Annotated in this window: 25 protein-coding genes; 4 read left to right on the top strand and 21 right to left on the bottom strand. The window is 57.1% G+C overall.

Going from position 1 to position 26,493, the window contains the following annotated elements; genetic code table 11:
* Window positions 1–68: 68 nt before the first annotated feature.
* The 16 genes from glmS to mnmG all read right to left on the bottom strand — a co-directional run bounded on the left by glmS (window position 69) and on the right by mnmG (window position 15,831).
* On the bottom strand, window positions 69–1,901 hold the full coding sequence (gene glmS, locus H8F23_RS21510) for a glutamine--fructose-6-phosphate transaminase (isomerizing) (RefSeq protein ID WP_194935697.1): 1,833 nt from the start codon (window positions 1,899–1,901) through the stop codon (window positions 69–71).
* A gap of 2 nt (window positions 1,902–1,903) precedes the next feature.
* Window positions 1,904–2,680 carry a DeoR/GlpR family DNA-binding transcription regulator gene (locus H8F23_RS21505; RefSeq protein ID WP_007911964.1) on the bottom strand — a complete coding sequence of 259 codons (777 nt, stop codon included), beginning with the start codon at window positions 2,678–2,680 and terminating at the stop codon, window positions 1,904–1,906.
* A 160-nt stretch (window positions 2,681–2,840) separates the two neighbouring features.
* Window positions 2,841–4,208, bottom strand: a complete 1,368-nt coding sequence (gene glmU / locus H8F23_RS21500; RefSeq protein ID WP_194935696.1) for a bifunctional UDP-N-acetylglucosamine diphosphorylase/glucosamine-1-phosphate N-acetyltransferase GlmU — start codon at window positions 4,206–4,208, stop codon at window positions 2,841–2,843.
* A 118-nt stretch (window positions 4,209–4,326) separates the two neighbouring features.
* A complete protein-coding gene (locus H8F23_RS21495; protein ID WP_007954164.1) occupies window positions 4,327–4,752 on the bottom strand; it encodes a F0F1 ATP synthase subunit epsilon in 426 nt (141 codons plus the stop codon).
* Window positions 4,753–4,797: 45 nt separating this feature from the next.
* The gene (gene atpD, locus H8F23_RS21490) at window positions 4,798–6,177 is read right to left on the bottom strand and encodes a F0F1 ATP synthase subunit beta (protein ID WP_016984062.1); all 1,380 of its coding nucleotides are present in this window, start codon (window positions 6,175–6,177) and stop codon (window positions 4,798–4,800) included.
* Window positions 6,178–6,204: 27 nt separating this feature from the next.
* Window positions 6,205–7,065 (bottom strand): F0F1 ATP synthase subunit gamma, encoded by an 861-nt coding sequence (gene atpG / locus H8F23_RS21485; protein ID WP_007911960.1) that lies wholly within the window; start codon window positions 7,063–7,065, stop codon window positions 6,205–6,207.
* A gap of 50 nt (window positions 7,066–7,115) precedes the next feature.
* Window positions 7,116–8,660, bottom strand: a complete 1,545-nt coding sequence (atpA, locus tag H8F23_RS21480) for a F0F1 ATP synthase subunit alpha (protein ID WP_016984064.1) — start codon at window positions 8,658–8,660, stop codon at window positions 7,116–7,118.
* A 21-nt stretch (window positions 8,661–8,681) separates the two neighbouring features.
* The gene (locus tag H8F23_RS21475) at window positions 8,682–9,218 is read right to left on the bottom strand and encodes a F0F1 ATP synthase subunit delta (protein ID WP_007911956.1); all 537 of its coding nucleotides are present in this window, start codon (window positions 9,216–9,218) and stop codon (window positions 8,682–8,684) included.
* A gap of 12 nt (window positions 9,219–9,230) precedes the next feature.
* Window positions 9,231–9,701 (bottom strand): F0F1 ATP synthase subunit B, encoded by a 471-nt coding sequence (locus tag H8F23_RS21470; protein ID WP_003229781.1) that lies wholly within the window; start codon window positions 9,699–9,701, stop codon window positions 9,231–9,233.
* A gap of 59 nt (window positions 9,702–9,760) precedes the next feature.
* Window positions 9,761–10,018, bottom strand: coding sequence for a F0F1 ATP synthase subunit C (gene atpE, locus H8F23_RS21465; protein WP_003097235.1), 258 nt, complete (start codon window positions 10,016–10,018; stop codon window positions 9,761–9,763).
* A gap of 133 nt (window positions 10,019–10,151) precedes the next feature.
* Complete coding sequence (atpB, locus tag H8F23_RS21460; protein ID WP_007911917.1) at window positions 10,152–11,021, bottom strand: F0F1 ATP synthase subunit A; 870 nt, start codon at window positions 11,019–11,021, stop codon at window positions 10,152–10,154.
* Window positions 11,022–11,037: 16 nt separating this feature from the next.
* Window positions 11,038–11,445 carry a F0F1 ATP synthase subunit I gene (locus H8F23_RS21455; RefSeq protein ID WP_003229783.1) on the bottom strand — a complete coding sequence of 136 codons (408 nt, stop codon included), beginning with the start codon at window positions 11,443–11,445 and terminating at the stop codon, window positions 11,038–11,040.
* Window positions 11,446–11,593: 148 nt separating this feature from the next.
* Window positions 11,594–12,466, bottom strand: coding sequence for a ParB/RepB/Spo0J family partition protein (locus H8F23_RS21450; RefSeq protein WP_034152184.1), 873 nt, complete (start codon window positions 12,464–12,466; stop codon window positions 11,594–11,596).
* 9 nt (window positions 12,467–12,475) lie between these two features.
* Complete coding sequence (locus H8F23_RS21445) at window positions 12,476–13,273, bottom strand: ParA family protein (protein WP_008084406.1); 798 nt, start codon at window positions 13,271–13,273, stop codon at window positions 12,476–12,478.
* Between the two features lie 18 nt (window positions 13,274–13,291).
* Entirely contained in the window at window positions 13,292–13,936 is a 645-nt protein-coding gene (gene rsmG / locus H8F23_RS21440) for a 16S rRNA (guanine(527)-N(7))-methyltransferase RsmG (protein ID WP_150774626.1), read from the bottom strand.
* Window positions 13,933–15,831, bottom strand: coding sequence for a tRNA uridine-5-carboxymethylaminomethyl(34) synthesis enzyme MnmG (mnmG, locus tag H8F23_RS21435; protein WP_093429552.1), 1,899 nt, complete (start codon window positions 15,829–15,831; stop codon window positions 13,933–13,935). Before mnmG ends, rsmG begins: the two co-directional genes overlap by 4 nt.
* 570 nt (window positions 15,832–16,401) lie before the next feature.
* Here mnmG and H8F23_RS21430 point away from each other — a divergent pair.
* From H8F23_RS21430 to H8F23_RS21420, 3 genes are all read left to right on the top strand, one after another.
* A complete protein-coding gene (locus tag H8F23_RS21430; protein ID WP_194935695.1) occupies window positions 16,402–16,908 on the top strand; it encodes a sigma-70 family RNA polymerase sigma factor in 507 nt (168 codons plus the stop codon).
* Window positions 16,908–17,855: a FecR domain-containing protein gene (locus tag H8F23_RS21425; protein WP_194935694.1), complete on the top strand. Its 948-nt coding sequence runs from the start codon at window positions 16,908–16,910 to the stop codon at window positions 17,853–17,855. The genes H8F23_RS21430 and H8F23_RS21425 overlap by 1 nt, the downstream gene beginning before the upstream one ends.
* 120 nt (window positions 17,856–17,975) lie before the next feature.
* Window positions 17,976–20,411 carry a TonB-dependent siderophore receptor gene (locus tag H8F23_RS21420; RefSeq protein WP_194935693.1) on the top strand — a complete coding sequence of 812 codons (2,436 nt, stop codon included), beginning with the start codon at window positions 17,976–17,978 and terminating at the stop codon, window positions 20,409–20,411.
* 44 nt (window positions 20,412–20,455) lie between these two features.
* Here H8F23_RS21420 and mnmE read toward each other — a convergent pair whose 3' ends face one another.
* The 5 genes from mnmE to rpmH all read right to left on the bottom strand — a co-directional run bounded on the left by mnmE (window position 20,456) and on the right by rpmH (window position 24,378).
* Entirely contained in the window at window positions 20,456–21,826 is a 1,371-nt protein-coding gene (mnmE, locus tag H8F23_RS21415) for a tRNA uridine-5-carboxymethylaminomethyl(34) synthesis GTPase MnmE (protein WP_194935692.1), read from the bottom strand.
* Window positions 21,827–21,905: 79 nt separating this feature from the next.
* Window positions 21,906–23,585 carry a membrane protein insertase YidC gene (gene yidC, locus H8F23_RS21410; protein ID WP_064389679.1) on the bottom strand — a complete coding sequence of 560 codons (1,680 nt, stop codon included), beginning with the start codon at window positions 23,583–23,585 and terminating at the stop codon, window positions 21,906–21,908.
* A gap of 2 nt (window positions 23,586–23,587) precedes the next feature.
* Window positions 23,588–23,833 carry a membrane protein insertion efficiency factor YidD gene (gene yidD / locus H8F23_RS21405; protein ID WP_010465488.1) on the bottom strand — a complete coding sequence of 82 codons (246 nt, stop codon included), beginning with the start codon at window positions 23,831–23,833 and terminating at the stop codon, window positions 23,588–23,590.
* Window positions 23,826–24,227, bottom strand: a complete 402-nt coding sequence (rnpA, locus tag H8F23_RS21400) for a ribonuclease P protein component (protein WP_042704971.1) — start codon at window positions 24,225–24,227, stop codon at window positions 23,826–23,828. The genes yidD and rnpA overlap by 8 nt, the downstream gene beginning before the upstream one ends.
* 16 nt (window positions 24,228–24,243) lie before the next feature.
* Window positions 24,244–24,378, bottom strand: a complete 135-nt coding sequence (gene rpmH, locus H8F23_RS21395; protein WP_003213577.1) for a 50S ribosomal protein L34 — start codon at window positions 24,376–24,378, stop codon at window positions 24,244–24,246.
* Between the two features lie 566 nt (window positions 24,379–24,944).
* Between rpmH and dnaA the strand changes: the two genes are divergently transcribed.
* Window positions 24,945–26,471 (top strand): chromosomal replication initiator protein DnaA, encoded by a 1,527-nt coding sequence (dnaA, locus tag H8F23_RS21390; RefSeq protein WP_194935691.1) that lies wholly within the window; start codon window positions 24,945–24,947, stop codon window positions 26,469–26,471.
* The last annotated feature ends 22 nt before the right edge of the window (window positions 26,472–26,493 follow it).

The following is a 26,493-nucleotide window of genomic DNA, read 5'->3' as shown; positions in this document are numbered from 1 at the left end:
TCTCGAGTCAGATACAAAAATCGCAGCCGAAGCTGCGATTTTTTGTGCGTAGGTCAGCTGTGGATAACTTATTCCACCGTCACCGACTTCGCCAGGTTACGCGGCTGATCGACGTCCGTACCCTTCAGCACCGCCACGTAGTACGACAGCAACTGCAACGGGATCGTGTAGAGGATCGGCGAGAGGATGTCGTGGATGTGCGGCATCTGCACCACGTGAGTGCCTTCGCCGTTGGTCATCCCGGCTTTTTCGTCGGCGAACACGATCAGTTCACCGCCACGGGCGCGGACTTCCTGCAGGTTGGATTTGAGCTTTTCCAGCAGTTCGTTGTTCGGCGCGACGGTAACCACCGGCATGTCGTTATCCACCAGCGCCAGCGGGCCGTGTTTCAGTTCGCCGGCCGGATAGGCTTCGGCGTGGATGTAGGAGATTTCCTTGAGTTTCAGGGCGCCTTCCATTGCTACCGGGAATTGCGCACCACGACCGAGAAATAGCGTGTGGTTCTTCTCGGCGAACAGCTCGGCGATTTTTTCCACCGTGCTGTCCATGGCCAATGCTTCACCGAGACGGGTTGGCAGACGACGCAGTTCCTCGACCAGACGCGCTTCAACGCCCTCGGCCAACGTGCCGCGCACTTGACCCAGCGACAGAGTCAGCAGCAACAGGCCGACCAATTGCGTGGTGAAGGCTTTGGTCGAGGCGACGCCGATTTCGCGCCCGGCCTGGGTCAGCAGGGTCAGGTCGGATTCGCGCACCAGTGAGCTGATGCCGACGTTGCAGATCGCCAGGCTGGCGAGGAAGCCGAGCTCCTTGGCATTGCGCAACGCAGCGAGGGTGTCAGCGGTTTCGCCGGATTGCGAGATAGTCACGAACAAGGTGTCCGGCTGCACCACTACTTTGCGGTAGCGGAATTCGCTGGCGACTTCGACCTGACACGGAATCCCGGCCAGCTCTTCAAGCCAGTAACGCGCGACCATACCGGCGTGATAGCTGGTGCCACAGGCGACGATCTGTACGTTACGCACTTTGGCGAACAACTCGGCCGCTTGTGGGCCGAACGCTTGCACCAGCACCTGATCGTTGCTCAGGCGACCTTCGAGAGTGCGCTGAACTACCGCTGGCTGCTCGTGGATTTCCTTGAGCATGTAGTGGCGAAACTCGCCCTTGTCGGCGGCTTCGGCACCGTCGCTGTACTGCACAGTCTGGCGCTCGACGGCGTTGCCGTTGACGTCCCAGATCTGCACGTTATCGCGGCGAATTTCGGCGATATCGCCTTCTTCCAGGTACATGAAGCGGTCGGTGACCTGACGCAGGGCCAACTGGTCAGAGGCGAGGAAGTTCTCGCCCAGACCCAGACCGATCACCAACGGGCTGCCACTACGCGCGGCGACCAGACGATCCGGTTGTTTGGCATTGATCACCGCCAGACCGTAAGCACCGTGCAGTTCCTTGACCGTCGCCTTGAGAGCGACGCTCAGGTCTGGCTGATCCTTGAGCTTGTGGTTGAGCAGATGGGCAATGACTTCGGTGTCGGTGTCCGAAGTAAACACGTAACCCAGCGCTTTCAGTTGTTCACGCAGGGCTTCGTGGTTTTCGATGATGCCGTTGTGCACAACCGCGATATCGCCGGAGAAATGCGGGTGAGCGTTACGTTCGCACGGTGCGCCGTGGGTGGCCCAACGGGTGTGGGCGATGCCGAGACGGCCGACCAGCGGGTGTTCGGCCAGCGCCGCTTCGAGTTCGCTGACCTTGCCCGGGCGACGCATGCGCTCGAGGGTTTCGTCGTTGGTGAAAACCGCGACACCGGCACTGTCATAGCCACGGTATTCAAGGCGCTTGAGGCCTTCGAGCAGGATGGCGGTGATATTACGTTCAGCAACTGCGCCGACAATTCCACACATGCTTATTTCTCCTGACTGACAGCCGCGCAAATCACGGTGATACCGCGGGCCTGTATCTGATCGCGCGCTTCGATAGGCAGGCGATCATCGGTAATTAGGGTATGGACGCTGCTCCACGGCAGTTCCAGATTGGGGATCTTGCGACCGATCTTGTCGGCCTCGACCATGACGATGACTTCTCGCGCCACCTCGGCCATGACCCGGCTCAGTCCCAGCAATTCATTGAAAGTCGTCGTGCCGCGCACCAGATCGATACCGTCGGCGCCAATGAACAACTGGTCGAAGTCGTAAGAGCGTAGTACCTGCTCGGCGACCTGGCCCTGAAAGGATTCCGAATGCGGATCCCAGGTGCCGCCGGTCATCAACAGCACCGGTTCGTGCTCAAGTTCGCTCAGGGCGTTGGCGACGTGCAGGGAATTGGTCATCACCACCAGACCCGGCTGCTGGCCAAGTTCGGGGATCATCGCGGCGGTGGTGCTGCCGCTGTCGATGATGATCCGCGCGTGTTCGCGGATGCGTTTCACCGCCGCGCGGGCGATGGCCTGTTTGTACTTGGAAACGCTCTGCGCGGTTTCTGCGACCAGTTCCTGCGGCATGGTGATCGCCCCGCCGTAGCGGCGCAGCAACAGACCGTGGCTTTCCAGCGCGGCGAGATCCTTGCGAATCGTAACTTCGGAGGTTTCGAAGCGCTTGGCCAGTTCATCCACACTGACTTCGCCCTGCTCGTTGAGCAAGGCGAGGATGTTGTGACGGCGTTGCGGCGTGTTGCGTTTCGACATGACGACTTAAGTTTCGTTTCGAAAGATATCGGAAGCAATCAAAACCTATCGGTTCTAAATCGTCAAGCTGTCACCCAAAAAAAATCGCAGCCTTCAACATTCCCGTAGGAGCTGCCGAAGGCTGCGATCTTTTGATCTTCAAAGAACCGCTGTGGATAACTCAGCTCTTCTTGATCTTCTCCGGCCGCTTCCAGCCGTCGATATTCCTCTGCCGCGCTCGACCCACGGCCAACTGCGCGTTATCCACATTCTGCGTAATGGTCGACCCGGCGGCCGTGGTTGCACCGTCGGAGATATCCACAGGCGCGACCAGCGAATTATTGGAGCCGATGAATACGTCCGCACCCAACACGGTTTTCAACTTGTTGGCGCCGTCGTAGTTGCAGGTGATGGTGCCGGCGCCAATGTTGGTACGCGCACCGATCTCGGCATCGCCGAGATACGTGAGGTGACCGGCCTTGGCGCCTTCGCCCATGTGGGCATTTTTCAACTCGACAAAGTTACCCACATGCGCGCGTGCTTCAAGCACGGTGCCTGGACGCAGACGCGCGAACGGGCCGGCGTCGCTGCCCTCGCCCAGAACGGCACCTTCGATATGACTGTTGGCTTTGATGACCACGCCTTTGCGCAGGGTGCTGTCCTTGATTACGCAGTTCGGGCCGATCACCACGTCATCTTCGATGACCACATTGCCTTCGAGGATCACGTTGATGTCGATCAGCACATCGCGACCGACGGTCACTTCACCACGCACGTCAAAGCGCGCCGGGTCACGCAGGGTAACGCCTTGCGCCATCAACCGACGACCAGCGCGCAACTGGTAATGACGCTCGAGCTCTGACAGTTGCTTGCGATCATTGGCGCCCTGCACTTCCATTGGGTCGTGCGGTTGTTCGGTGGCGACAACCAGACCATCGCTGACCGCCATTTCGATCACGTCGGTCAGGTAGTACTCGCCCTGCGCGTTGTTGTTCGACAGGCGGCTCATCCAGTCAGCCAGACGATTGGCCGGGACAGCAAGAATGCCGGTGTTACCTTCAGTAATTGCGCGTTGCGCTTCGCTGGCATCTTTGTGTTCAACGATGGCTGCGACCTTACCGTCGGCATCACGCACGATGCGGCCGTAACCGGTCGGGTCATCCAGCTCGACGGTGAGCAAGCCCATCTGTCCAGGCACGACATGCTTGAGCAGACGCTGCAGTGTTTCGACTTCGATCAGCGGTACGTCCCCGTAGAGGATCAGCACGGTGTCGGCAGTAATGAACGGCACCGCTTGAGCGGTGGCGTGGCCGGTGCCGAGTTGCTTGTCCTGCAGGACGAAATTCAGATCGTCGGCAGCCAGTCGCTCGCGCACCACGTCGGCACCATGACCAATCACCACATGAATGCGTTGTGGATCGAGTTGCCGAGCGCTGTGGATAACATGACCCAGCATGGAGTTGCCGGCAATCGGATGCAGCACCTTCGGCAGGGCCGAGCGCATACGGGTGCCTTGGCCGGCCGCGAGGATAACGATTTCAAGAGACATGACTGGCTACCAATCCTGGGTGGTCAGCAACTGCGACCGGGTTTCGGGAATTCGGAAAAGAAAAAAGGGTAGCCGAGGCTACCCTTTTTTATCAATCGCACAACAAGCGGCTGACGGATTAACCGCCAAACTTCTTGCGGATCTGCTGGACGGTGCGCAGCTGAGCTGCAGCCTCGGCCAGACGTGCGGACGCAGCTCCGTAGTCGAAATCTGCGCTCTTCTCGTGCAGAGCAGCTTCGGCAGCCTTGAGAGCTGCCTGGGCTTGAGCTTCATCCAGGTCGGCGGCGCGTTGCACGGTATCGGCAAGCACCTTGACCATGTTCGGCTGAACCTCGAGGAAACCACCGGAGATGTAGAACACCTCGGCTTCCCCGCCTTGCTTGATCAGGCGGATCGGACCTGGCTTCAGATTAGTGATCAGCGGCGCGTGACCCAGAGCGATACCAAGATCACCCAGTGCACCGTGCGCAATCACCATCTCGACCAGGCCGGAAAAGATTTCCCCTTCCGCGCTGACGATATCGCAATGGACTGTCATAGCCATCTGATTGCCTCAACCTAAATTAGCGCCCGTTGCCGGGCGCCGGGATTACAGTTTCTTGGCTTTCTCGATCGCTTCTTCGATGCCGCCAACCATGTAGAACGCTTGTTCTGGCAGGTGGTCGTAGTCACCGTTGAGGATGCCTTTGAAGCCAGCAATGGTGTCTTTCAGGGAAACGTATTTACCCGAAGCACCGGTGAAGACTTCAGCCACGAAGAACGGCTGCGACAAGAAGCGCTGGATCTTACGAGCACGGTTTACCAACTGCTTGTCGGCTTCCGACAGCTCGTCCATACCCAGGATCGCGATGATGTCCTTCAGCTCTTTGTAACGTTGCAGAACGTACTGAACGCCGCGAGCGGTGTCGTAGTGGTCCTGGCCGATTACGTTCGGGTCCAGCTGGCGCGAAGTCGAATCCAGTGGATCTACCGCTGGGTAGATACCCAGGGAAGCGATGTCACGGGACAGAACGACGGTGGCGTCCAAGTGGGCGAAGGTGGTCGCTGGCGATGGGTCGGTCAAGTCATCCGCAGGTACGTATACCGCTTGGATCGAAGTGATCGAACCTTCCTTGGTCGAAGTGATACGTTCTTGCAGAACGCCCATCTCTTCAGCCAGGGTCGGCTGGTAACCTACTGCCGAAGGCATACGGCCCAGCAGTGCGGATACTTCAGTACCGGCCAGGGTGTAACGATAGATGTTGTCGACGAACAGCAGAACGTCGTTACCTTCGTCACGGAACTTCTCGGCCATGGTCAGGCCGGTCAGTGCTACGCGCAGACGGTTACCCGGCGGCTCGTTCATCTGACCGTAAACCAGTGCCACTTTGTCCAGAACGTTGGAGTCCTTCATCTCGTGGTAGAAGTCGTTACCCTCACGAGTACGCTCACCCACACCGGCGAACACGGAATAACCGCTGTGCTCGATGGCGATGTTACGGATCAGTTCCATCATGTTTACGGTTTTGCCTACACCGGCACCACCGAACAGACCGACTTTACCGCCTTTGGCAAACGGGCAAACCAGGTCGATAACCTTGATGCCGGTTTCCAGCAGGTCGTTGCCGCCTGCCTGTTCAGCGAACGAAGGCGCTGGACGGTGAATGCCCCAACGCTCTTCGGTGTCGATCGGGCCAGCTTCGTCGATCGGGTTACCGAGGACGTCCATGATCCGGCCCAGGGTCGCTTTACCGACCGGTACGGAGATGGCTGCGCCGGAGTCGGTAACTTCCAGACCGCGCTTCAAGCCCTCGGTGGAACCCATCGCAATGGTACGAACCACGCCGTCGCCCAGCTGTTGCTGAACTTCCAGAGTGGTGCCGGCATCGCTTTTAACTTTCAAAGCGTTGTAGATGCTCGGTACGCTGTCGCGTGGAAATTCCACGTCGATAACGGCGCCGATGATTTGAACGATACGTCCGCTACTCATAGCTGGATCCTCTGAATATTTGAACCGTTAAACCGCGGCAGCGCCGCCGACGATTTCCGAGATCTCTTGGGTGATCGCAGCCTGACGCGCCTTGTTGTAGATCAGCTGCAAATCGCTGATCAAATCACCGGCGTTGTCGGTAGCGTTCTTCATCGCGATCATCCGCGCAGCTTGTTCAGCCGCGTTGTTCTCGACCACCGCCTGGTAGACCTGCGACTCAACGTAGCGGACCATCAAGCCGTCAAGCAGCTCTTTGGCATCCGGTTCGTAGAGATAGTCCCAGTGGTGCTTGAGATCCTGATCCGGGGTGGCCACCAGTGGAATCAACTGCTCCACGGTAGGCTGTTGCGTCATGGTATTGATGAACTTGTTGGACACCACGGACAGGCGGTCAATACGGCCGTCCAGGTAGGCATCCAGCATCACCTTGACGCTGCCGATCAGATCATTGATCGACGGCTCTTCACCCAGGTGGCTGATAGCTGCAACGACGTTACCGCCGAAGTTGCGGAAAAAGGCCGCACCCTTGCTACCAACAACACACAGATCAATCTCGACGCCGTTTTCGCGGTTTACCGCCATGTCCTTGACCAGGGCCTTGAACAGGTTGGTATTCAAGCCGCCGCACAGACCACGGTCACTGCTCACCACAACATAACCAACGCGCTTGATTTCGCGGTCGATCATGAACGGGTGGCGGTATTCCGGGTTGGCGTTGGCCAGATGCCCAATAACCTGGCGGATACGCTCCGCATAAGGACGGCTAGCAGCCATGCGCATTTGTGCCTTGCGCATTTTGCTGACCGCCACTTTTTCCATGGCGCTGGTAATCTTTTGCGTGCTTTTGATGCTCGCAATCTTACTGCGAATCTCTTTTGCGCCTGCCATGTAACACCTATCAGGTTAGCAAGCGGGAGCCTCGCGGCTCCCGCTGCGGCTTACCAGGTTTGGGTGGCCTTGAACTTCTCGATACCGGCTTTCATGCCAGCGTCGATTTCGTCATTGAAGTCACCTTTAACGTTGATCTTGGCCATCAAATCGGCGTGATCGCGGTTGAAGAAAGCAATCAGCGCTTGTTCGAAGCTGCCGATCTTGGCGATTTCAATGTCAGTCAGGAACCCACGCTCAGCGGCATACAGCGACAGCGCCATGTCAGCGATCGACATTGGTGCGTATTGCTTCTGCTTCATCAGCTCGGTAACGCGCTGACCATGCTCAAGTTGCTTACGGGTCGCTTCGTCCAGGTCAGAAGCGAACTGGGCGAATGCCGCCAGTTCACGGTACTGAGCCAGAGCGGTACGGATACCACCGGAGAGCTTCTTGATGATCTTGGTCTGAGCGGCACCACCCACACGGGATACCGAAACACCGGCGTTCACTGCAGGACGGATGCCCGAGTTGAACATGGCCGATTCCAGGAAGATCTGACCGTCGGTGATGGAAATCACGTTGGTCGGAACGAACGCGGAAACGTCGCCAGCCTGGGTTTCGATGATCGGCAGTGCGGTCAGGGAACCGGTTTTGCCGGTCACTGCGCCGTTGGTGAACTTCTCTACGTATTCTTCCGAAACGCGGGATGCGCGCTCCAGCAGACGGGAGTGGAGATAGAACACGTCGCCTGGGTAAGCTTCACGGCCTGGTGGACGGCGCAGCAGCAGGGAAATCTGGCGGTAAGCCACTGCTTGCTTGGACAGATCGTCATAAACGATCAGCGCGTCTTCACCGCGGTCGCGGAAGAATTCACCCATGGTGCAACCGGAGTACGGTGCCAGGAATTGCAGCGCAGGAGATTCCGAAGCACTGGCAGCCACGATGATCGTGTTGGCCAGGGCGCCGTTTTCTTCCAGCTTGCGAACCACGTTGGCGATGGTCGATTGTTTCTGACCGATAGCTACGTAGACGCAGAAAATGCCGCTGTCTTTCTGGTTGATGATCGCGTCGATCGCCAGAGCGGTTTTACCGATCTGACGGTCACCGATGATCAGCTCACGCTGGCCACGGCCGACAGGGATCATGGCATCGACAGCCTTGTAGCCAGTCTGTACAGGCTGGTCTACCGACTTACGCCAGATCACGCCCGGTGCAACTTTCTCGACCGCGTCGGTCTCGGTGTTGCCCAGTGGACCTTTGCCGTCAACAGGGTTACCCAGTGCGTCGACTACGCGACCCAGCAGTTCCTTACCAACCGGAACTTCGAGGATGCGGCCGGTGCACTTGGCGCTCATGCCTTCAGCCAGAGACTGGTAAGCGCCGAGTACAACGGCACCTACGGAGTCTTGCTCCAGGTTGAGGGCCATACCGTAGACGCCGCCCGGAAACTCGATCATCTCGCCGTACATAACGTCGGCCAGACCGTGAATCCGCACGATGCCGTCAGATACGCTGACGACAGTGCCTTCGTTACGGGCTTGGGAGGTCACATCGAGCTTGTCGATGCGGCCCTTGATAATTTCACTTATTTCGGAAGGATTGAGTTGCTGCATTGCTCTGCTGCCCCTTCAAACTCAAGATTTCAATGCTTCGGCAAGTTTCGCGATTTTGCCGCGAATCGAGCCATCGATAACCAGGTCGCCGGCGCGGATAACGACACCACCTATAAGGGCAGCATCCTCCGCAACTTGCAGGCGCACTTCCCGGTTGAGTCGTGCACTGAGAACCTTGGCGAGTTTGTCTTGCTGTTCTTGGTTCAATGCAAAAGCACTGGTCACTTCAACGTCTACCGACTTCTCTTGTTCGGCCTTGTACAGGTCGAAAAGAGCGGCAATCTCCGGCAGAAGCGGGAGACGGTCGTTTTCGGCAACGACGTTGATGAAGTTCTGTGCCTTGGCATCAAACTTGTCGCCGCACACGTCAATAAACGTGGCGGCCTTTTCTGCGCTCGTCAGTCGCGGGGCCTTGAGCACGCGCTGCATGGTGTCATCTTGTGACACCGCTGCAGCCAGGCCGAGCATGGCTGACCAATTGGCCAGTTGCTGGTGGGCCTGAGCGTGCTCGAAGGCCGCCTTAGCGTAAGGTCGGGCCAACGTGGTCAGTTCTGCCATGATCGCCCTCGCTTAGATTTCAGCAGCCAGTTGGTTAACCAGCTCTGCGTGCGCGTTTTGATCGATTGTGGCACCCAGGATCTTCTCGGCGCCGCCGACAGCCAGCAAACCCACTTGGGCGCGCAGCTTGTCTTTGACACTGTTCAGTTCCTGTTCGATCTCGGCTTGAGCCTGAACCTTCACACGGTCAGCGTCGACACGGGCCTTTTCAACGGCCTCTTCGACAATCTGGTTACCGCGTTTCTTGGCTTGCTCGATGATTTCAGCTGCCTGAGCTTTCGCTTCGCGCAGTTGCTGACCCGCTTTTTCTTGGGCCAACTCCAGGTCGCGAGCTGCACGGCTGGCAGCGTCCAGACCATCAGCGATCTTCTTTTGACGTTCGTGCAGAGCAGCGATGACCGGAGGCCATACATACTTCATGCAGAACAGTACAAAAATCAGGAACGCAACGGACTGGCCAATCAGGGTCGCATTAATGTTCACGCCAACACCTCGCAGTTACGTTGTCCATCACATCAAATTACTCGGAAGAATCCGGGTAATTAGCCAGCGATCTGACCAACGAACGGGTTCGCAAAGGTGAAGAACAGAGCGATACCAACACCGATCATGGTTACGGCGTCGAGCAGACCGGCAACGATGAACATTTTAACTTGCAGCATTGGAACCATTTCTGGCTGACGCGCTGCGCCTTCCAGGAACTTGCCGCCCAGCAGGCCGAAACCAATTGCGGTACCCAGTGCGCCCAGGCCGATCAACAGTGCAACAGCGATAGCGGTTAGACCAACTACAGTTTCCATCTTTCCTCCCGACTTTTACGTCGTATGGTTTAGGTTTTTTAGATTAAAGCGGTAAAACAAATCGTTTCAGGTGCCCTGTGAAGAGCCCCTTCCCGTTTGACCGGGAAGGACATCAGACTAGTCGAGACTGGCCTTAATGGTTTTCTTCGTGCGCCATCGACAGGTAGACGATGGTCAGCATCATGAAGATGAACGCCTGCAGCGTGATGATCAGGATGTGGAACACAGCCCACGCCCACTGCAGAACAACGCCCAGGCCGCTCAGCCAGAGCAGGCCGCTGCCGAACATCACAGCGATCAGAATGAACACCAGCTCGCCGGCATACATGTTGCCGAACAGACGCAGAGCCAGAGAGATCGGCTTGGCGATCAGGGTCACGAATTCCAGCAGGAAGTTCACCGGGATCAGCAAGGCTTGAACGAAGATGTTCTTGCTGCCGAACGGGTGCAGGGTCAGTTCGCCGATGAAGCCGCCGAAGCCCTTGACCTTGATGCTATAGAAAATGATCAGTGCGAAAACCGAGAACGCCATGCCCAGGGTCGCGTTCGGGTCGGTAGTCGACACGGCGCGGAACGGGATGTGGTGGTCACCGGAGATCAGGATGGCCAGCTGAGGAATCCAGTCGACCGGTACCAGGTCGACGGCGTTCATCAGGAACACCCAGACGAAGATGGTCAGTGCCAGCGGTGCAATCACCGGGCTACGGCCATGGAAGCTGTCTTTCACGCTGCCATCGACGAATTCGACCAATACTTCAACGAAGTTCTGCAAAGCACCCGGCTGACCCGAAGTCGCTTTCTTTGCCGCCATGCGGAAAAGAAGTACGAAGATCAGACCCAACGCGACCGACCAGCCGAGGGTATCGACGTGGAAAGCCCAGAAGCCCATTTCTTTGGCTTCTGCTGCGGTATGGGCAAAGCCCCAGCCGCCGTTAGGTAGCTGACCGAAGGTCAGGTTCTGCAAGTGGTGCTGGATATAGCCCGAAGCGGTTGTTTCTGCCATGGTTGCCTCAAACGCCCTAAGGTCTCGAAAGTCTTGTTCTCATCAGCAGGGGAGCGAACCAGCTGACCGACTGAGTCAGCACGAACGCGCCGAATACAGCTATCGGCGCCAATGGCTTCACACCTGCAAACACCAGTGCAAAGAGCACTGCCGTCAAAATCAGTTTGCCTGCCTCACCGGCGTAAAAAGACCGGACGATGGACTGGGCTGCTCGGGCGCCGGAAAACCGAAATGCCTTGTGAGCGAAATAAACATTGGGCAGCAAGGCTATCAGGCCTCCGCAAAGTCCCGAGTATCCGGCAACGACTCCGTGCCATTGCCAGAGCGCCAAAGCGGCAATGAGCAAAATGACAAATTGAGCCATTAACACCGGAAAAACCGCCAGGCGATGGAACGGCAGGCGGTTTGGCTTGCGGGTTTCCATCACGTTTGCTCTCCAATGGTCGGCTGCCAGAATTCAATAACTTGGCATAATTTGTGCCGACAAAATGCGCGCAGAGTATAGGGGCGGTTCTGCCCCTATTCAACTGTCAGGTAGTGATTTCCGACTGCGCGCTACATGAGGAAATGTTTCAGCGGATGTGTGCGAGCACACCTTGAAGCTCATCGAGGGAGTTGTAACCGATCACCAACTGGCCCTTTCCCTTCTTCCCATGGCGAATCTGCACCGCAGAGCCTAGGCGCTCGGCCAGACGCTGTTCGAGGCGGGCGATATCCGGGTCGGGTTTGGTCGCTTCCACAGGCTCCGGTTTGCCACTCAACCACTGACGAACCAGTGCCTCAGTTTGGCGCACGGTGAGACCGCGTGCGACAACATGTCGCGCCCCTTCCACCTGCTGATTGTCCGGCAGACCGAGCAAAGCACGGGCATGTCCCATTTCCAGGTCGCCGTGGGACAGCATGGTCTTGATGACTTCCGGCAGTGCAATAAGCCGCAACAGGTTAGCCACAGTGACGCGGGACTTACCCACAGCCTCGGCGACCTGCTGCTGCGTCAGCTGGAATTCCTGCTGCAAACGCTGCAGGGCCACCGCTTCTTCGATCGGGTTGAGGTCTTCGCGCTGGATGTTCTCGATCAGCGCAATGGCGATCGCGGTTTCATCCGGCACATCGCGGACCATCGCCGGGATGGTTTCCTGCCCGGCCTGTTGACTCGCGCGCCAGCGGCGTTCACCGGCAATGATCTCAAAGCGGCCACCGCCAATCGGGCGCACCACGATCGGCTGCATCACGCCTTGCGCCTTGATCGACGCTGCCAGTTCTTCCAGCGCCTGCGGATCCATGTCGCGGCGCGGTTGGTATTTGCCGCGCTGCAGCAGATCCAACGGCAAGTGCTGCAGTTCGCGGGTATCAGCTTGCGCCGCTTGTTCTTCCAGCGCGCTGACGGTCGGACCACTCAGCAGTGCATCCAGTCCACGTCCGAGACCTCGTTTCTTGACGGCCATGGGGATTCCTTAAGTTGCCTGAGCGGCGGCGATGCGTGAATTTTTGCGCTGACGACGAACCATCTCGCCGGCCAGGGCCAGATAAGCCAGGGCACCGCGCGATTGCTTGTCGTAGGCCAGCGCCGGCATGCCGTAGCTCGGCGCTTCGGCCAGGCGGATGTTGCGCGGGATCACCGTGTCGTACAGCTGATCGCCGAAGTGTTCCTTGAGCTGCGCCGAAACGTCGTTCATCAGACTCAGGCGCGGGTCGTACATGGTCCGCAGCAGGCCTTCAACTTTCAGGTTCGGATTGAGCAATTCGGCAATGCGCTTGATGTTATCCACAAGGTCGCTGAGACCTTCGAGCGCAAAGTATTCGCACTGCATGGGGATAATGACCCCATCAGCGGCGACCAGTGCGTTCAGAGTAAGCATCGACAGCGACGGCGGGCAGTCGATCAGAATGTAATCGTAGTTTTCACGGATCGGCGCCAGCGCGCTGCGCAGACGGCTTTCCTTCATCTGCATTTCCAGCAGCACCACTTCGGCCGCCGTCAGATCGCGGTTGGCCGGCAGCAGTTGATAACCGCCGTGCTCGGAATAGTGCATGGCCTGGGCCAGATCGCATTCACCGATCAGCAGGTCATAGACCGAGTTTTCCAGGCCGTGTTTATCCACACCGCTACCCATGGTGGCGTTGCCCTGTGGATCGAGATCGATCAACAGCACCCGGCGCTTGGTCGCGACCAGCGATGCTGCGAGGTTGATGCAGGTGGTGGTCTTGCCCACACCACCCTTTTGGTTCGCTATCGCGAATACCTTAGCCATTCTTGCTTGTGTTCCCAATCATGCCGTGCGGCGCAGTATCAGCAGATGGCGTTGGCCTTGGCAACCGGGTACGGCCAGGGCGTGTTCGCTATCGAGTTTGAAGTCTGCCGGCAATGCTACCAGCTCATCGGCCGGATGAACGCCCTTCATTGCCAGCCAGCGTGTATCGGCGTCGCCTAAGTGGCGAGTCCAGTTGGTGAAGTTTTCCATGCTGCTGAACGCCCGGGAAATGATCCCGTTGAACGGCTGGGCAGGCTGGAAGGCTTCGACACGACTGTGGATAACTTGCAGGTTATCCAGTTTCAGTTCGAGTTTGACCTGGGTCAGAAAGCGGGTTTTCTTGCCGTTGCTGTCCAGACAGGTCACTTGCGCGTCCGGATACAGGATCGCCAACGGGATCCCCGGCATGCCGCCGCCGCTGCCGACGTCAAGCCAACGGCCGTTTTCGATGAACGACATGACGCTGAGACTATCGAGCAAGTGGCGCGAAACCATTTCGTCCGGATCACGCACGGCGGTCAGGTTGTAGGCCTGGTTCCATTTGATCAACAGGGCCAGATAACCCAGCAGCAATTCGTGCTGGGCTTCAGTGAGGTTGACACCGAGCTCGCGGGCTCCTGTGGATAACTCTTCGGCGTGTTGCGAAGTGACCTTAGAACTCAAGCGCTTTGCTCCAACTGACGGCCCGCGCCGCGTTTTTTCAAATGAATCATCAACAGCGAAATCGCTGCCGGGGTCACACCCGGGATCCGCGAAGCCTGACCCAGCGTCTCTGGTCGAGTCGCGCCGAGCTTGCTCTGGATCTCCTTGGAGAGACCGGAAATGTTGGTGTAATCGATATCCACAGGCAATTTCGTGTCTTCACTGGCGCGCAGACGGGCGATTTCGTCCTGTTGACGGTCGATGTAACCGGCGTATTTGGTCTTGATCTCAACCTGTTCGGCGACCTGTGGATCTTCGGCGCCATTGCCGGTCACTTCGACCAGACCAGCGTAGTCGATTTCCGGACGGCTCAAGAGGTTGAGCAAGTTGTATTCGTGAGTCAGCGGCGTGCCGAATTTCTCGGCAATCGCATCGCCCTGCTGCGTGTTCGGGCGAACCCAGGTGCTTTTCAGGCGCTGCTCTTCCAGCTCGATGCTTTCGCGTTTCTTGCAGAAGGCTGCCCAACGCGCGTCATCGACGAGGCCGAGCTCGCGACCTTTTTCGGTCAGACGCAGGTCGGCGTTGTCTTCACGCAGGATCAGGCGGTACTCGGCGCGGGAAGTGAACATGCGGTACGGCTCTTGGGTGCCGAGGGTGATCAAATCGTCGACCAACACGCCGATGTACGCTTCATCGCGGCGTGGGCACCAGGCTTCTTTGCCCTTGGCGCGCAGTGCGGCGTTGGCACCCGCGAGCAAACCTTGGGCGCCAGCCTCTTCGTAACCGGTGGTGCCGTTGATTTGTCCAGCAAAGAACAGACCGCCGATGACTTTGGTTTCCAGGCTGTACTTCAGGTCGCGCGGATCGAAGTAGTCATACTCGATCGCATAACCAGGACGCACGATGTGTGCGTTTTCCATGCCGCGAATCGATTGCACGATCTGCAATTGCACGTCGAACGGCAAGCTGGTGGATATCCCGTTCGGATACAGCTCATGGGTGGTCAAACCTTCCGGTTCGATAAACACCTGATGGCTTTCCTTATCGGCGAAGCGGTGGATCTTGTCTTCGATCGACGGGCAATAGCGCGGGCCGATGCCTTCAATCTCGCCGGCAGCGGAATACATCGGCGAACGGTCGAGGTTCGCCGCGATGATTTCGTGGGTGCGGGCGTTGGTGTGAGTAATCCAGCAGCTGACCTGACGTGGATGCTGTTCTTTGTTGCCCATGAACGACATCACCGGGATCGGCGTATCGCCCGGTTGCTCGGTCATCACCGAGAAATCCACAGACTTGCCATCAATACGCGGCGGTGTGCCGGTTTTCAGGCGACCGACACGCAGTGGCAGTTCACGCAAACGGTGAGCCAGGGCAATCGACGGCGGATCACCGGCGCGACCGCCGGAAAAATTCTGCAAACCTATGTGGATAAGTCCGCCGAGGAACGTACCGGTGGTCAACACCACGGAATCGGCGAGAAACCGCAGACCCATTTGCGTGACAACACCACGGACTTGTTCCTGCTCGACGATCAGGTCGTCAGCGGCTTGTTGAAATATCCACAGGTTCGGCTGGTTTTCCAGAATTTCGCGGACCGCGGCTTTGTACAGAATCCGGTCAGCCTGCGCACGGGTCGCCCGAACGGCTGGGCCTTTGCGGCTGTTCAACACGCGAAACTGGATGCCACCCAAATCGGTAGCGGTGGCCATCGCGCCGCCGAGGGCATCGATTTCCTTGACCAGATGGCTTTTGCCAATGCCACCGATGGCCGGGTTGCAACTCATGGCACCGAGGGTTTCCACGTTATGCGTCAGCAACAGGGTTTTTGCCCCCATACGTGCTGAGGCCAGTGCTGCCTCGGTACCGGCATGACCGCCGCCGATGACGATCACTTCAAAACGGGAAGGGAAATCCACCACGCACCTCGTGCCTGCTTAAGTAGGTAATTCAGGAATAGTTTGAGATCAGGTTTCTGAACCTGGTCGACAAGTATAGGGACTTCGCCCTTCCTAAAGAACCCTTTGCACAAAATTTAACCAGCTGTGGAGAACTCGAGGTTAAAAGAATAAAAAAGAGAGAAATTTATAAAACCTTTGTTTTTATGTTTATTTCTACTGAGCCTACTTTCTGTGGATAGATCGCTACAGGCCTTTATATTCAATATGTACAGACTTTCAAAACCCTGTGTTCATGTGCCAATGAAGGCCTTGGATAACCGATTTAAGCCTGTGGATGAAAGGGGGTGTTATCCACAGAGGGGGTTATATCCAGTTTTGAGGCCCTGTTATCAACTGCCCTTAGTGGCAGTTATTCACAGGGCTTAATCCACAGAAATTCGCCAAAACGGCTTTTCCAGGGCGCAAAAAAAGCGTCACCGAAGAATCGGTGACAAGCAGCAAAGCAATTGAGGGAAGTGAAAGGGCTATTGTGAGAGAACGTAACAGAGGCTAATAATAGCCATTATCATTAACTCGTCAGTTTCTCCTATGTCCCTACCCGCCCATCAAGCTGCGATCGAGCACATCTACGAGCAACACCATTCGTGGCTATATGGATGGCTCAAGGGCAGATTGCATGACGCCTGCGATGCGGCCGATGTAGCGCATGACACGTTTGTGCGGATTCTGGCGGCCCGGAATGCCACACAGATTCGCGAGCCACGGGATTATCTGGCGACCATCGCGCGCGGCCTCGTCATTGATCGTTATCGCAGGCAGGCTATCGAAGCCGCTTATTTGCAGGCCCTGGCAGTTCGGCCGCAAGCCACCGCCATCAGCGAGGAAGACAAGGCGCTGATCATCGAAACCCTCGTCGCTGTGGATCAAGCCTTGGCGGGGCTCGGTGCCAGAAGCCAACAGATCTTCATGCTCTCGCAGATCGACGGCCTGACTTATCAACAGATCGCTCTGCAGTTAAAGGTTTCATTGACCACGGTGAAGAAACACATGATCCGCGCCCTGACGGAGTGTGCCCTGATCATGGCGCAGCATTGATGGCCATCGCCCCCAACCGCCAGGTGTTCGAAGCTGCAGCCAGTTGGTACGTACAGTTTCAGGCCGATTCTCCGACCCTCGCCGAACAGAAGGCCTGGCAGCTGTGGATAGATAGTGATCCCGCGCATTTGGCGGCCTGGAACCAGATGGAACAATTGCAGCGCCACCTCGGTATCTTGCCGCAGGATCTGAAACGTCGTGCGCTGAATACGGGTCAGCAGCGCCGCCAAGTGCTGAAATTGTTGCTGCTCGCAGCGGGGACGGGGGTCGTCGGCTGGAATGTTCAGCAACACACATCCCTGGGGAATGTCTGGGCCGACTATAGGACCGGGGTTGGTCAGCGCCGCAACATCGCGTTGGCCGACGGCAGCCAGATTGAACTCAACACTGACACCGCAATTGATGTGTCTTTTGATGCGGCACATCGACTGATTCGTTTGCGCTCGGGTGAAATCCTCATTCAAACCGGCAAGCTTGGCGATCAGCGGCCCTTTTTCGTCGAAACCCGTGATGGCCGGATTCAAGCACTCGGCACCCGTTTCTCCGTCCACCAGCTATCGGGCTCTACCCGAGTTGGAGTACTGGAGGACAGGGTCAGTGTTCAGCCCGCTGATGCATCAACGGCCGCAAGAATTCTGCAGGCAGGCGAAGGCGCGGATTTTGATCGTCAGCACATCGGGCTCATTCATTCCTTCAATTCCTCTCAAGTGGCATGGATCAACGGCCAATTGATCGTCCTCAATGCGCGCCTGGGCGATGTCATCGACGAATTGGGCCGCTATCGCAGCGGCGTTTTACATTGCGATGCGCGTGCCCGGGAGCTGCGGATATCCGGGACATTCCGCCTCAGTTCCACCGACGCAGTGCTGGCCAATCTTCAGGCCTCGCTGCCGATCAACGTGCGCTATTTCAGCCGTTACTGGGTCTCGATCAGCCACAACGCTTGATTGAAACACCACCTGAGGAAAAATAAATCGACAACAGGGTTATCTTTTTTTGCCCTGACCCGGCCCTACAGGTAATCGCGATAAACGCGGCTCTTCGTCACCTTCAGGGCTTATCCACACATGCCTCTTCCCACGTTTCGTCAGCGTTTTTCCCTTCACTGCATTGCTTACAGCCTACTGATGACCAGCGCCGCGTCCTGCCTGGTGATTAGCCCTAACGCCGTCGCTGCATCGGTAGCCCAGCGTTATGCGATTGCAGCGGGCCCGCTGGACAATGCATTGAGCCAGTTCGCCTCAGCCGCCAACGTGATTCTGTCGTTCTCGCCGCAACAGACCAGCCGTTTGCGCAGCGCCGGGCTGAGCGGCAGCTTCACCGTCGACCAAGGATTCGCCCAACTGCTGCAAGGCTCAGGTTTGCAAGCCGTACCGCAGGCGCCGGGCAGCTACATTCTGCAGGCACTGCCGAACGGTGATTCACTGGAACTGGCCCCGACCAACATCAATGGTGAGTTGGCTAACCCGATGAATCTGGATTACGCGGCGGACATCGGATACAAGGCGCAGAACAGCCGAATCGGTACAAAAACCAGTACGCCGTTGTCGGAAACGCCGCGTTCCGTGTCAGTCGTCACGGCCCAACGCATGAAAGATCAGAAATCTCAGACACTCACTGAAGTACTCGGCTACGTGCCGGGGATCTTTGCCCCACCGTTCGCCGCCGGCGACAGCCTCGCCGGGGACCTGTTCTACATTCGCGGTTTCAACGCCACCGATTACGGCTACGGTCTGTTGCGCGATGGACTACGCGTACAGGGCAATCGCTATGACACCAGCACCGAGCCTTACGGTCTTGAGCGGGTGGAAATTTTCCGTGGTCCTTCCTCATTGCTCTATGGGGAGAACGCGCCGGGAGGTCTGGTCAATCTGGTGAGCAAACGCCCGACCGCCGCACCACGAGGCGAAGTGCAATTAGGTTATGGCTCGAACAACCGTCGGCAGATCGGCGTCGACGTGTCAGGGCCACTCAACGACAGCGGTAACATTCTCGGGCGCGTTGTCATGCTCGGGCGCAAGTCGGACACCCAGACCGATCACGTCCCGGATGACCGCATTTACATCGCCCCTTCGCTGACCTTGAATTTTGACGATTTCAACACCCTGACCCTGCTGGCCAACTACCAGAAGGATCACACCAACATGGAACTTGGCCTACCGGCCGCCGGGACTTTGCTGACAAACCCCAACGGCAAGTTATCCAAAGGCACCATGCTCGGCGACCCGGACTGGAACACTTTCGAGCGGGAAACCTGGAACACCGGCTACGAGTTCAGCCACTCGTTCAACGACGACTGGCAGTTCCGCCAGAACTCGCGCTACATGCAATCGCGCATCACCCGTCACGAAACCTGGCCAGGCAACCTCAACAACGCCGGGTTCGGCACGCGTCTGAACATGACCGCCTATGATCGCTACAACAAATCGATGGTGTATTCGCTGGATAACCAACTGGAAGGCAAATTCCAGGTCGGCGGTCTGGAGAACACCGTGTTGTTCGGCGCCAGCTATGACCGCACTTCGTTCAATCAGGACTGGAACGCCGGCATCGTCGGGCCGATCGATGTGTATAACCCGGTTTACCTGCGCGACCCGACCACGCCGATTGCGGTGCAAAACACCTTGCTCGAGCAGCAGATGAAGGGGGTTTATGCACAGATCCAGAGCAAGTATGACCATTGGCTGTTTCTGCTCGGTGGCCGTCAGGACTGGGTCGACAGTGATTTCCGCGACAAGGTGGCCAAGGGCAGCAACATCAACTCCGAGGACAAGAAGTTCACTTATCAGAGCGGCGTGATGTACCAGTTCGACAACGGCATGACGCCGTATGTCAGCTATTCCACCTCGTTTGTACCGGTACAGCAGATTTCCAATGCCGGCGCGCCGCTCGACCCAATCACCAGCAGCCAATACGAAGTGGGCCTGAAATACGAGCCGATCGGCTGGGATACCGCGTTCACTGCGTCGGTGTACGACCTGCGCAAAAAGGACGACACCTACTTCGACTCGACCACGTCGACTTATCGTCAGGTGGGCGAAAGCCGTTCCAAAGGTGTGGAACTGGAACTGAACAGTAACCTGACCCAGAACCTCAATGTCACGGCGGCCTACACCTACACCGATGCGCGCATTACCAAGGATGCCGCGACGTCATTGGTCAAAGGCCATCAAATGACCGGCGTGCCGCGTAATCAGGCCTCAGTCTGGGCGAAATACCGTTTCCTCGATGGCGACCTGAAAGGTTTGTATGTGGGGGGCGGTGTGCGTTACTTCGACAGTGCCTTCGCCTACACCTCGCCTTCTCTATACGGGAAGCTGGATGCCGGCGACGTCACCTTGGTGGATGCGGCAATCGGTTATCAGATCGATACGCATTGGAGCATCGACCTGAATGCGAAGAACCTGTTCGACAAGGAATATGTGTCGGGATGCAACGATGCCGGCCGCTGTTACTGGGGAGAAGATCGCACCTTACTCGGAACGGTTTCGTACAACTGGTAAAACGAAAAAGGGGCTGTGGATAAATTGTCCACAGACCCTTTTTTTCATTTGCCGATACAGAAACTGGAAAAGATCCTTCCCAACAGATCATCAGAGCTGAAAGCCCCGGTGATTTCACCCAGCGAATGCTGGGCCTGGCGCAAGTCTTCGGCGAGCAACTCTCCAGCGCCAGCCAAGGTCAGCTGGGCGCGGCCGTGTTCCAACGCCGCACTGGCGTGGCGCAAGGCTTCCAGATGTCGGCGACGTGCGCTAAAGCTGCTTTCCGACGTCTGCTCGTAACCCATGCAGGCCTTGAGATGATCGCGCAGTAGATCCAGACCTTCACCGGCCGATTTGGCGCTGAGACTGATCGTCACATGCCCGTCTTCGCTGGTTTCCAAAACAATGGCTTCGCCCGTTAGATCAGCCTTGTTGCGGATCAATGTAACTTTGGCCGGATCCGGCCGGGTTTCGAGGAATTCCGGCCACAGGGCAAACGGATCCAGCGCTTCCGGCGCGGTCGCATCGACCACTAGCAACACCCGGTCGGCTTCCCCGATGGCTTTCAATGCCCGTTCAACCCCGATCTTTTCTACATGATCATCGGTATCACGCAGCCCCGCCGTGTCGACAACATGCAGCGGCATGCCATCGATGTGGATATGTTCACGCAGGATGTCGCGGGTGGTGCCGGCAATCTCGGTAACGATCGCCGCTTCGCGACCGGCCAATGCATTCAACAGGCTGGACTTGCCAGCATTCGGACGACCGGCAATCACCACGGTCATGCCATCGCGCAACAACGCCCCCTGCCCGGCTTCCCGCAGTACTGTGGATAACTCATCGCGCACTTTGTCGAGCATGCTCAGCACATGGCCATCGGCGAGGAAGTCGATTTCTTCTTCCGGAAAGTCGATGGCGGCTTCGACGTAGATGCGCAGGCCGATCAGTTGTTCGGTCAAGTTATGCACACGCTGGGAAAACGCACCTTGCAAGGAACGCAGAGCATTACGCGCAGCCTGTGCAGAACTGGCTTCGATCAAATCGGCAATCGCCTCGGCCTGGGCCAGGTCTAGTTTGTCATTGAGGAAGGCACGTTCACTGAATTCACCAGGACGGGCCAAACGGCAACCCAACTCCAGGCAACGCTTGAGCAACATATCCAGAACGATCGGGCCGCCGTGGCCTTGCAGTTCCAGCACGTCTTCGCCGGTGAACGAGTTTGGCCCCGGGAAATACAGCGCCAGGCCCTCATCGAGCACTTGCTGGTCATCACTCAAAAAAGGCCCGTAATGGGCGTAACGCGGTTTCAGTTCGCGGCCGCTTATAGCTTTGGCTGCAACGCTGGCCAGCGGCCCGGAAATACGGACGATGCCCACACCACCACGACCTTGAGCGGTGGCGACAGCGGCGATGGTTTCACGAGGTACGCTCATTAACCGGAATCCAGACAAAAATGACAGATAGCAAAACGCCCCACTAGGGGGCGTTTTGAGTGGTTATCCACAGTGTAAATCAAGCGGCTGCTTTGGTAGCCCGTTCGATCTTACGTGTGATGTACCACTGTTGAGTGATGGACAGGCAGTTGTTCACAACCCAGTACAGCACCAGACCAGCCGGGAACCACAGGAAGAAGAAGGTGAAGATGATTGGCATCATTTTCATGACCTTCGCCTGCATCGGATCCGGAGGAGTCGGGTTCAGCTGCTGCTGGATAAACATGGTTGCGCCCATGATGATCGGCAGAATGAAGAACGGATCCTTGATCGACAGGTCAGTGATCCACAGCATGAATGGCGCCTGGCGCATTTCCACGCTTTCCAGCAGAACCCAGTACAGCGAAAGGAAAACCGGCATCTGCACGAGGATCGGCAAGCAGCCGCCCAGCGGATTGATCTTCTCTTTCTTGTACAGCTCCATCATGGCTTGCGACATTTTCTGCCGGTCATCGCCATGTTGTTCTTTCAATGCAGCCAGTTTCGGTGCAACGGCACGCATGCGCGCCATCGATTTGTAGCTGGCAGCCGACAGAGGGAAGAAAAGACCCTTGATCAGCATGGTCAGGAAGATGATCGACCAGCCCCAGTTACCGACAATGGCGTGGATGTGTTGCAGCAACCAGAAGATTGGCTGGGCAATGAACCACAGAATGCCGTAGTCGACGGTCAGTTCCAGACCTGGGGACAACTCTTTCAGCACAGCCTGGCTTTTCGGACCGGCGTACAGCACAGCGCTGGTTTCAACTTTTGCACCCGGAGCAGCGGTCAGTGTAGGACCGGTGTAACCGATGATGTAGTTGCCTTTGCTGTCTTTACGGGTCTGGACGATGTTGTTTTCGCCCTTGGCCGGAATCCACGCGGTCACAAAGTAGTGTTGCAGCCAGGCTACCCAACCACCGGTGACGGTTTCTTTCAGCTGCGCCTTGTCCATGTCCTTCATGGACACTTTCTTGTACGGCTCCGAACTTGTCCACAGGGCAGCGCCCAGGTAAGTCGCGGTACCAGTAGCAGTGGTGGACGAAGGGTCAGCGCTGTTATCACGCTTCAACTGGGCAAACATTGCGCCGTTCCAGGGCTGAGCGCTCTGGTTATCCACAATGTAGGAAACGGCTACGTCGTACAGGCCACGTTTCAGAGTGAAACGCTTGATGTAATTGACGCCGTCCTTGCTGAATTTCAGGTCGACGACCAGTTGGTCCTGACCGTCAGCCAGTTGATAAGTCTTCTTCTCCGAAGAGTAGACCGGACGACCGGCCGGATTTGCGTCCGGGCCATTGGTACCGATCAGACCGCTTTGTGCCAGATAAACACGTTCGCCGCCGTTATCGAACAGCTGGAACGGAACATCAGGACGATCCTGACGACGTGGATACAGAGGCAAGGTCAGTTGAGCGACATCGCCACCTTGTGGATCGATCGCGAGATCGAGCACGTCGGTTTTGATCTGGATCAGGTCCTTGCTGGCGGCTACCGGGGTTTCGGCAGGTGCGCTGGTATCGCTAGCGGCACGCGGAATATCGTCACTGGCGGCAGCATTATTGCCAGTGGCGGTATCCGGCAAACCGGATGTAGTCGTACTGGAAGCAACATTCTGAGTCGGCAGGGCAGCCTGACCATAGTCCTGGTTCCATTTAAGGACCATAACGTAGGCCACGATTGCCAGGGCGACGATCAGGATCGTGCGTTTGATATCCATGATTACTCGGCCATCGAAGAAGAACGGGAGGTAGGGATAGGTGGAACCGGGTCATAACCACCGGGATTCCACGGATGACAGCGACCTAAACGACGAAAGGTCAGCCAGCCACCGCGCAGAAGGCCATGATTTTCGATGGCTTCATACGCGTAGCAGGAACAACTGGGGTAGAAACGACAGTGACTGGCCATCAAAGGACTAATGGCATAGCGATAAAACTGGATCGGAACGAGGGCCAGTTTACGCATCTGGACTGTCTACCCCTACAGTTTCGGTTTTGACTTCTGGAACTGGCTTGCTGCGTGCCAGACGCTTCCAGAGCTTGCCGAAATGCTGAATCAATTCGGGGTTTTCTACATCGCCCAGACCTTTGCGCGCGACGATAACGATGTCCCAGCCGACCAGTGAATCCTGGTGCAGACGGAACGATTCGCGCATCAAACGTTTGAGGCGATTGCGCTCAACGGAGAGCTTTACGCTCTTTTTCCCGATAACCAGCCCGAGACGGGGGTGATCAAGATCGTTGTTGCGTGCAAGGAGCAGGAGATTTTTCCCCGGAACCTTGCCGGTAGGGGAGTCAAAGACTGCCTTGAAATGCCGGGGGGTAAGCAGACGCTTTTCCCGACTGAAGTCCTGACTCACCTCCAGTACCGGATTATCAAACTGCCAGACGCGCACGACCTTTGGCGCGGCGACGCGACAGGACAGCACGGCCGTTCTTGGTAGCCATGCGAGCACGGAAACCGTGGGTACGGGCGCGTTTGATAGTGCTTGGTTGGAAAGTACGTTTCATGTCGTGTTACCTGGTTCGTCCACAACGGGCCGGAATGGCCCCCGTTTTAAGAGACCGGGGATTCTAGAGAAAGCAAGCCTTCAGGTCAATTTCCAACCAACGTTTCCTTATAAATAGATCTCAAGGTGTTCTTTGCCTGATCACCTGCTCGCCATACATAAAAATAAAGAAGGGAATTATTTAAAGCTTTTCTGTAAAGCTTATAAAAGCTAGGCACGCCTTCTTCTGTGGATAAGTTACAGAAGCCCATGTTTTACCTGCTGTACAGAGAATGACAACTACAGTGGAAAACCGTGATCAGCCTGTGCTGCACTATCGGATAACCTGTGCGTGGAATGGGCTGTTATCCACAGGCAGGTTATCCACCGAGTTCAACCCCCAGTTGTCCAGTGCCCTTAGAGGCGGTTATCCACAGAGCTTATTCACACACCGTTGGTCGCTTTTTCATCGGTTAACACATTGATAAATCATGGTCACCGGGCAACCTGCATGTGGATAAGTGGACCGCTCGCCGCTACAATGGCCGCTTGTTTTTGCCTCACCGGCTTTCAACTTAGGGGATATCCGTGTCAGTGGAACTTTGGCAGCAGTGCGTGGAGCTTTTGCGCGAGGAGCTGCCTGCCCAACAATTCAACACCTGGATCCGTCCACTACAGGTCGAAGCCGAAGGCGACGAGTTGCGCGTCTACGCACCGAACCGTTTTGTGCTGGACTGGGTCAACGAAAAGTACCTGGGCCGCGTCCTTGAACTGCTGGATGAGCATGGCAACGGCACGGCGCCGGCGCTCTCCTTATTAATAGGCAGCAAGCGCAGCTCGGCACCGCGTGCCGCACCGAATGCACCGCTGGCCGCCGCACAGGTTTCCCAGGCTCAGGTCAATGCCGCACCTGCGAACGTGCCGGCACCGACGCAGACGCCCGCACCGACGGCCAAGCGCTCGACGCAGAAAAGCCCTGAAGTCAGCGATGAACCGTCTCGCGACAGTTTCGATCCGATGTCCGGTGCCGCTTCGCAGCAAGCCCCGGTTCGCGCCGAACAGCGCACCGTGCAGGTAGAAGGTGCGCTCAAGCACACCAGCTACCTGAACCGCACTTTCACCTTCGAAAACTTCGTCGAAGGTAAATCCAACCAGCTCGCCCGCGCGGCGGCCTGGCAAGTGGCGGACAACCCCAAGCACGGTTACAACCCGCTGTTCCTTTATGGTGGCGTCGGCCTGGGTAAAACCCACTTGATGCATGCGGTGGGTAACCACCTACTAAAGAAGAACCCGAATGCCAAGGTTGTGTACCTGCATTCCGAGCGCTTCGTGGCCGATATGGTCAAGGCGCTGCAACTGAACGCGATCAACGAGTTCAAGCGTTTCTACCGTTCGGTGGATGCTTTGCTGATCGACGACATTCAGTTCTTCGCCCGCAAAGAGCGCTCGCAGGAAGAGTTTTTCCACACCTTCAACGCTCTGCTTGAAGGTGGCCAGCAGGTCATTCTCACCAGTGACCGCTATCCGAAAGAAATCGAAGGCCTTGAAGAGCGCCTCAAATCCCGCTTCGGCTGGGGCCTGACGGTAGCTGTCGAGCCGCCGGAACTGGAAACCCGCGTGGCGATCTTGATGAAAAAGGCCGACCAGGCCAAAGTCGACTTGCCGCACGACGCCGCGTTCTTCATCGCCCAGCGTATTCGTTCCAACGTCCGTGAGCTGGAAGGTGCGCTGAAACGCGTGATCGCCCACTCGCACTTCATGGGCCGCGACATCACCATCGAGCTGATTCGCGAATCCCTGAAAGACCTGTTGGCGTTGCAGGACAAACTGGTCTCTGTGGATAACATTCAGCGCACCGTCGCCGAGTACTACAAGATCAAGATCTCGGATCTGCTGTCCAAACGCCGTTCGCGTTCGGTGGCACGTCCGCGTCAGGTCGCCATGGCGTTGTCCAAGGAGCTGACCAACCACAGCCTGCCGGAAATCGGCGATGTGTTTGGCGGCCGCGACCACACCACGGTGTTGCACGCCTGCCGCAAGATCAACGAACTTAAGGAATCCGACGCGGACATCCGCGAGGACTACAAGAACCTGCTGCGTACACTGACCACTTGATGAACACCAGCGCAGCTTATTA

This window comes from Pseudomonas neuropathica, assembly GCF_015461835.1.
Classification (GTDB): Bacteria; Pseudomonadota; Gammaproteobacteria; order Pseudomonadales; family Pseudomonadaceae; genus Aquipseudomonas; species Aquipseudomonas neuropathica.
The sequence above is the reverse complement of the archived record's forward strand: the minus strand, read 5'-3'. Positions and strand labels throughout refer to the sequence as shown.

What these genes read in the sequence shown, in the direction of transcription:
- glmS (WP_194935697.1), bottom strand. Translation starts at nt 1,901, where the DNA reads ATGTGTGGAATTGTCGGCGCAGTTGCTGAACGTAATATCACCGCCATC.
- H8F23_RS21505 (WP_007911964.1), bottom strand. Translation starts at nt 2,680, where the DNA reads ATGTCGAAACGCAACACGCCGCAACGCCGTCACAACATCCTCGCCTTG.
- glmU (WP_194935696.1), bottom strand. Translation starts at nt 4,208, where the DNA reads ATGTCTCTTGAAATCGTTATCCTCGCGGCCGGCCAAGGCACCCGTATG.
- H8F23_RS21495 (WP_007954164.1), bottom strand. Translation starts at nt 4,752, where the DNA reads ATGGCTATGACAGTCCATTGCGATATCGTCAGCGCGGAAGGGGAAATC.
- atpD (WP_016984062.1), bottom strand. Translation starts at nt 6,177, where the DNA reads ATGAGTAGCGGACGTATCGTTCAAATCATCGGCGCCGTTATCGACGTG.
- atpG (WP_007911960.1), bottom strand. Translation starts at nt 7,065, where the DNA reads ATGGCAGGCGCAAAAGAGATTCGCAGTAAGATTGCGAGCATCAAAAGC.
- atpA (WP_016984064.1), bottom strand. Translation starts at nt 8,660, where the DNA reads ATGCAGCAACTCAATCCTTCCGAAATAAGTGAAATTATCAAGGGCCGC.
- H8F23_RS21475 (WP_007911956.1), bottom strand. Translation starts at nt 9,218, where the DNA reads ATGGCAGAACTGACCACGTTGGCCCGACCTTACGCTAAGGCGGCCTTC.
- atpE (WP_003097235.1), bottom strand. Translation starts at nt 10,018, where the DNA reads ATGGAAACTGTAGTTGGTCTAACCGCTATCGCTGTTGCACTGTTGATC.
- atpB (WP_007911917.1), bottom strand. Translation starts at nt 11,021, where the DNA reads ATGGCAGAAACAACCGCTTCGGGCTATATCCAGCACCACTTGCAGAAC.
- H8F23_RS21455 (WP_003229783.1), bottom strand. Translation starts at nt 11,445, where the DNA reads ATGGAAACCCGCAAGCCAAACCGCCTGCCGTTCCATCGCCTGGCGGTT.
- H8F23_RS21450 (WP_034152184.1), bottom strand. Translation starts at nt 12,466, where the DNA reads ATGGCCGTCAAGAAACGAGGTCTCGGACGTGGACTGGATGCACTGCTG.
- H8F23_RS21445 (WP_008084406.1), bottom strand. Translation starts at nt 13,273, where the DNA reads ATGGCTAAGGTATTCGCGATAGCGAACCAAAAGGGTGGTGTGGGCAAG.
- H8F23_RS21430 (WP_194935695.1), top strand. Translation starts at nt 16,402, where the DNA reads ATGTCCCTACCCGCCCATCAAGCTGCGATCGAGCACATCTACGAGCAA.
- H8F23_RS21425 (WP_194935694.1), top strand. Translation starts at nt 16,908, where the DNA reads ATGGCCATCGCCCCCAACCGCCAGGTGTTCGAAGCTGCAGCCAGTTGG.
- H8F23_RS21420 (WP_194935693.1), top strand. Translation starts at nt 17,976, where the DNA reads ATGCCTCTTCCCACGTTTCGTCAGCGTTTTTCCCTTCACTGCATTGCT.
- mnmE (WP_194935692.1), bottom strand. Translation starts at nt 21,826, where the DNA reads ATGAGCGTACCTCGTGAAACCATCGCCGCTGTCGCCACCGCTCAAGGT.
- yidC (WP_064389679.1), bottom strand. Translation starts at nt 23,585, where the DNA reads ATGGATATCAAACGCACGATCCTGATCGTCGCCCTGGCAATCGTGGCC.
- yidD (WP_010465488.1), bottom strand. Translation starts at nt 23,833, where the DNA reads ATGCGTAAACTGGCCCTCGTTCCGATCCAGTTTTATCGCTATGCCATT.
- rpmH (WP_003213577.1), bottom strand. Translation starts at nt 24,378, where the DNA reads ATGAAACGTACTTTCCAACCAAGCACTATCAAACGCGCCCGTACCCAC.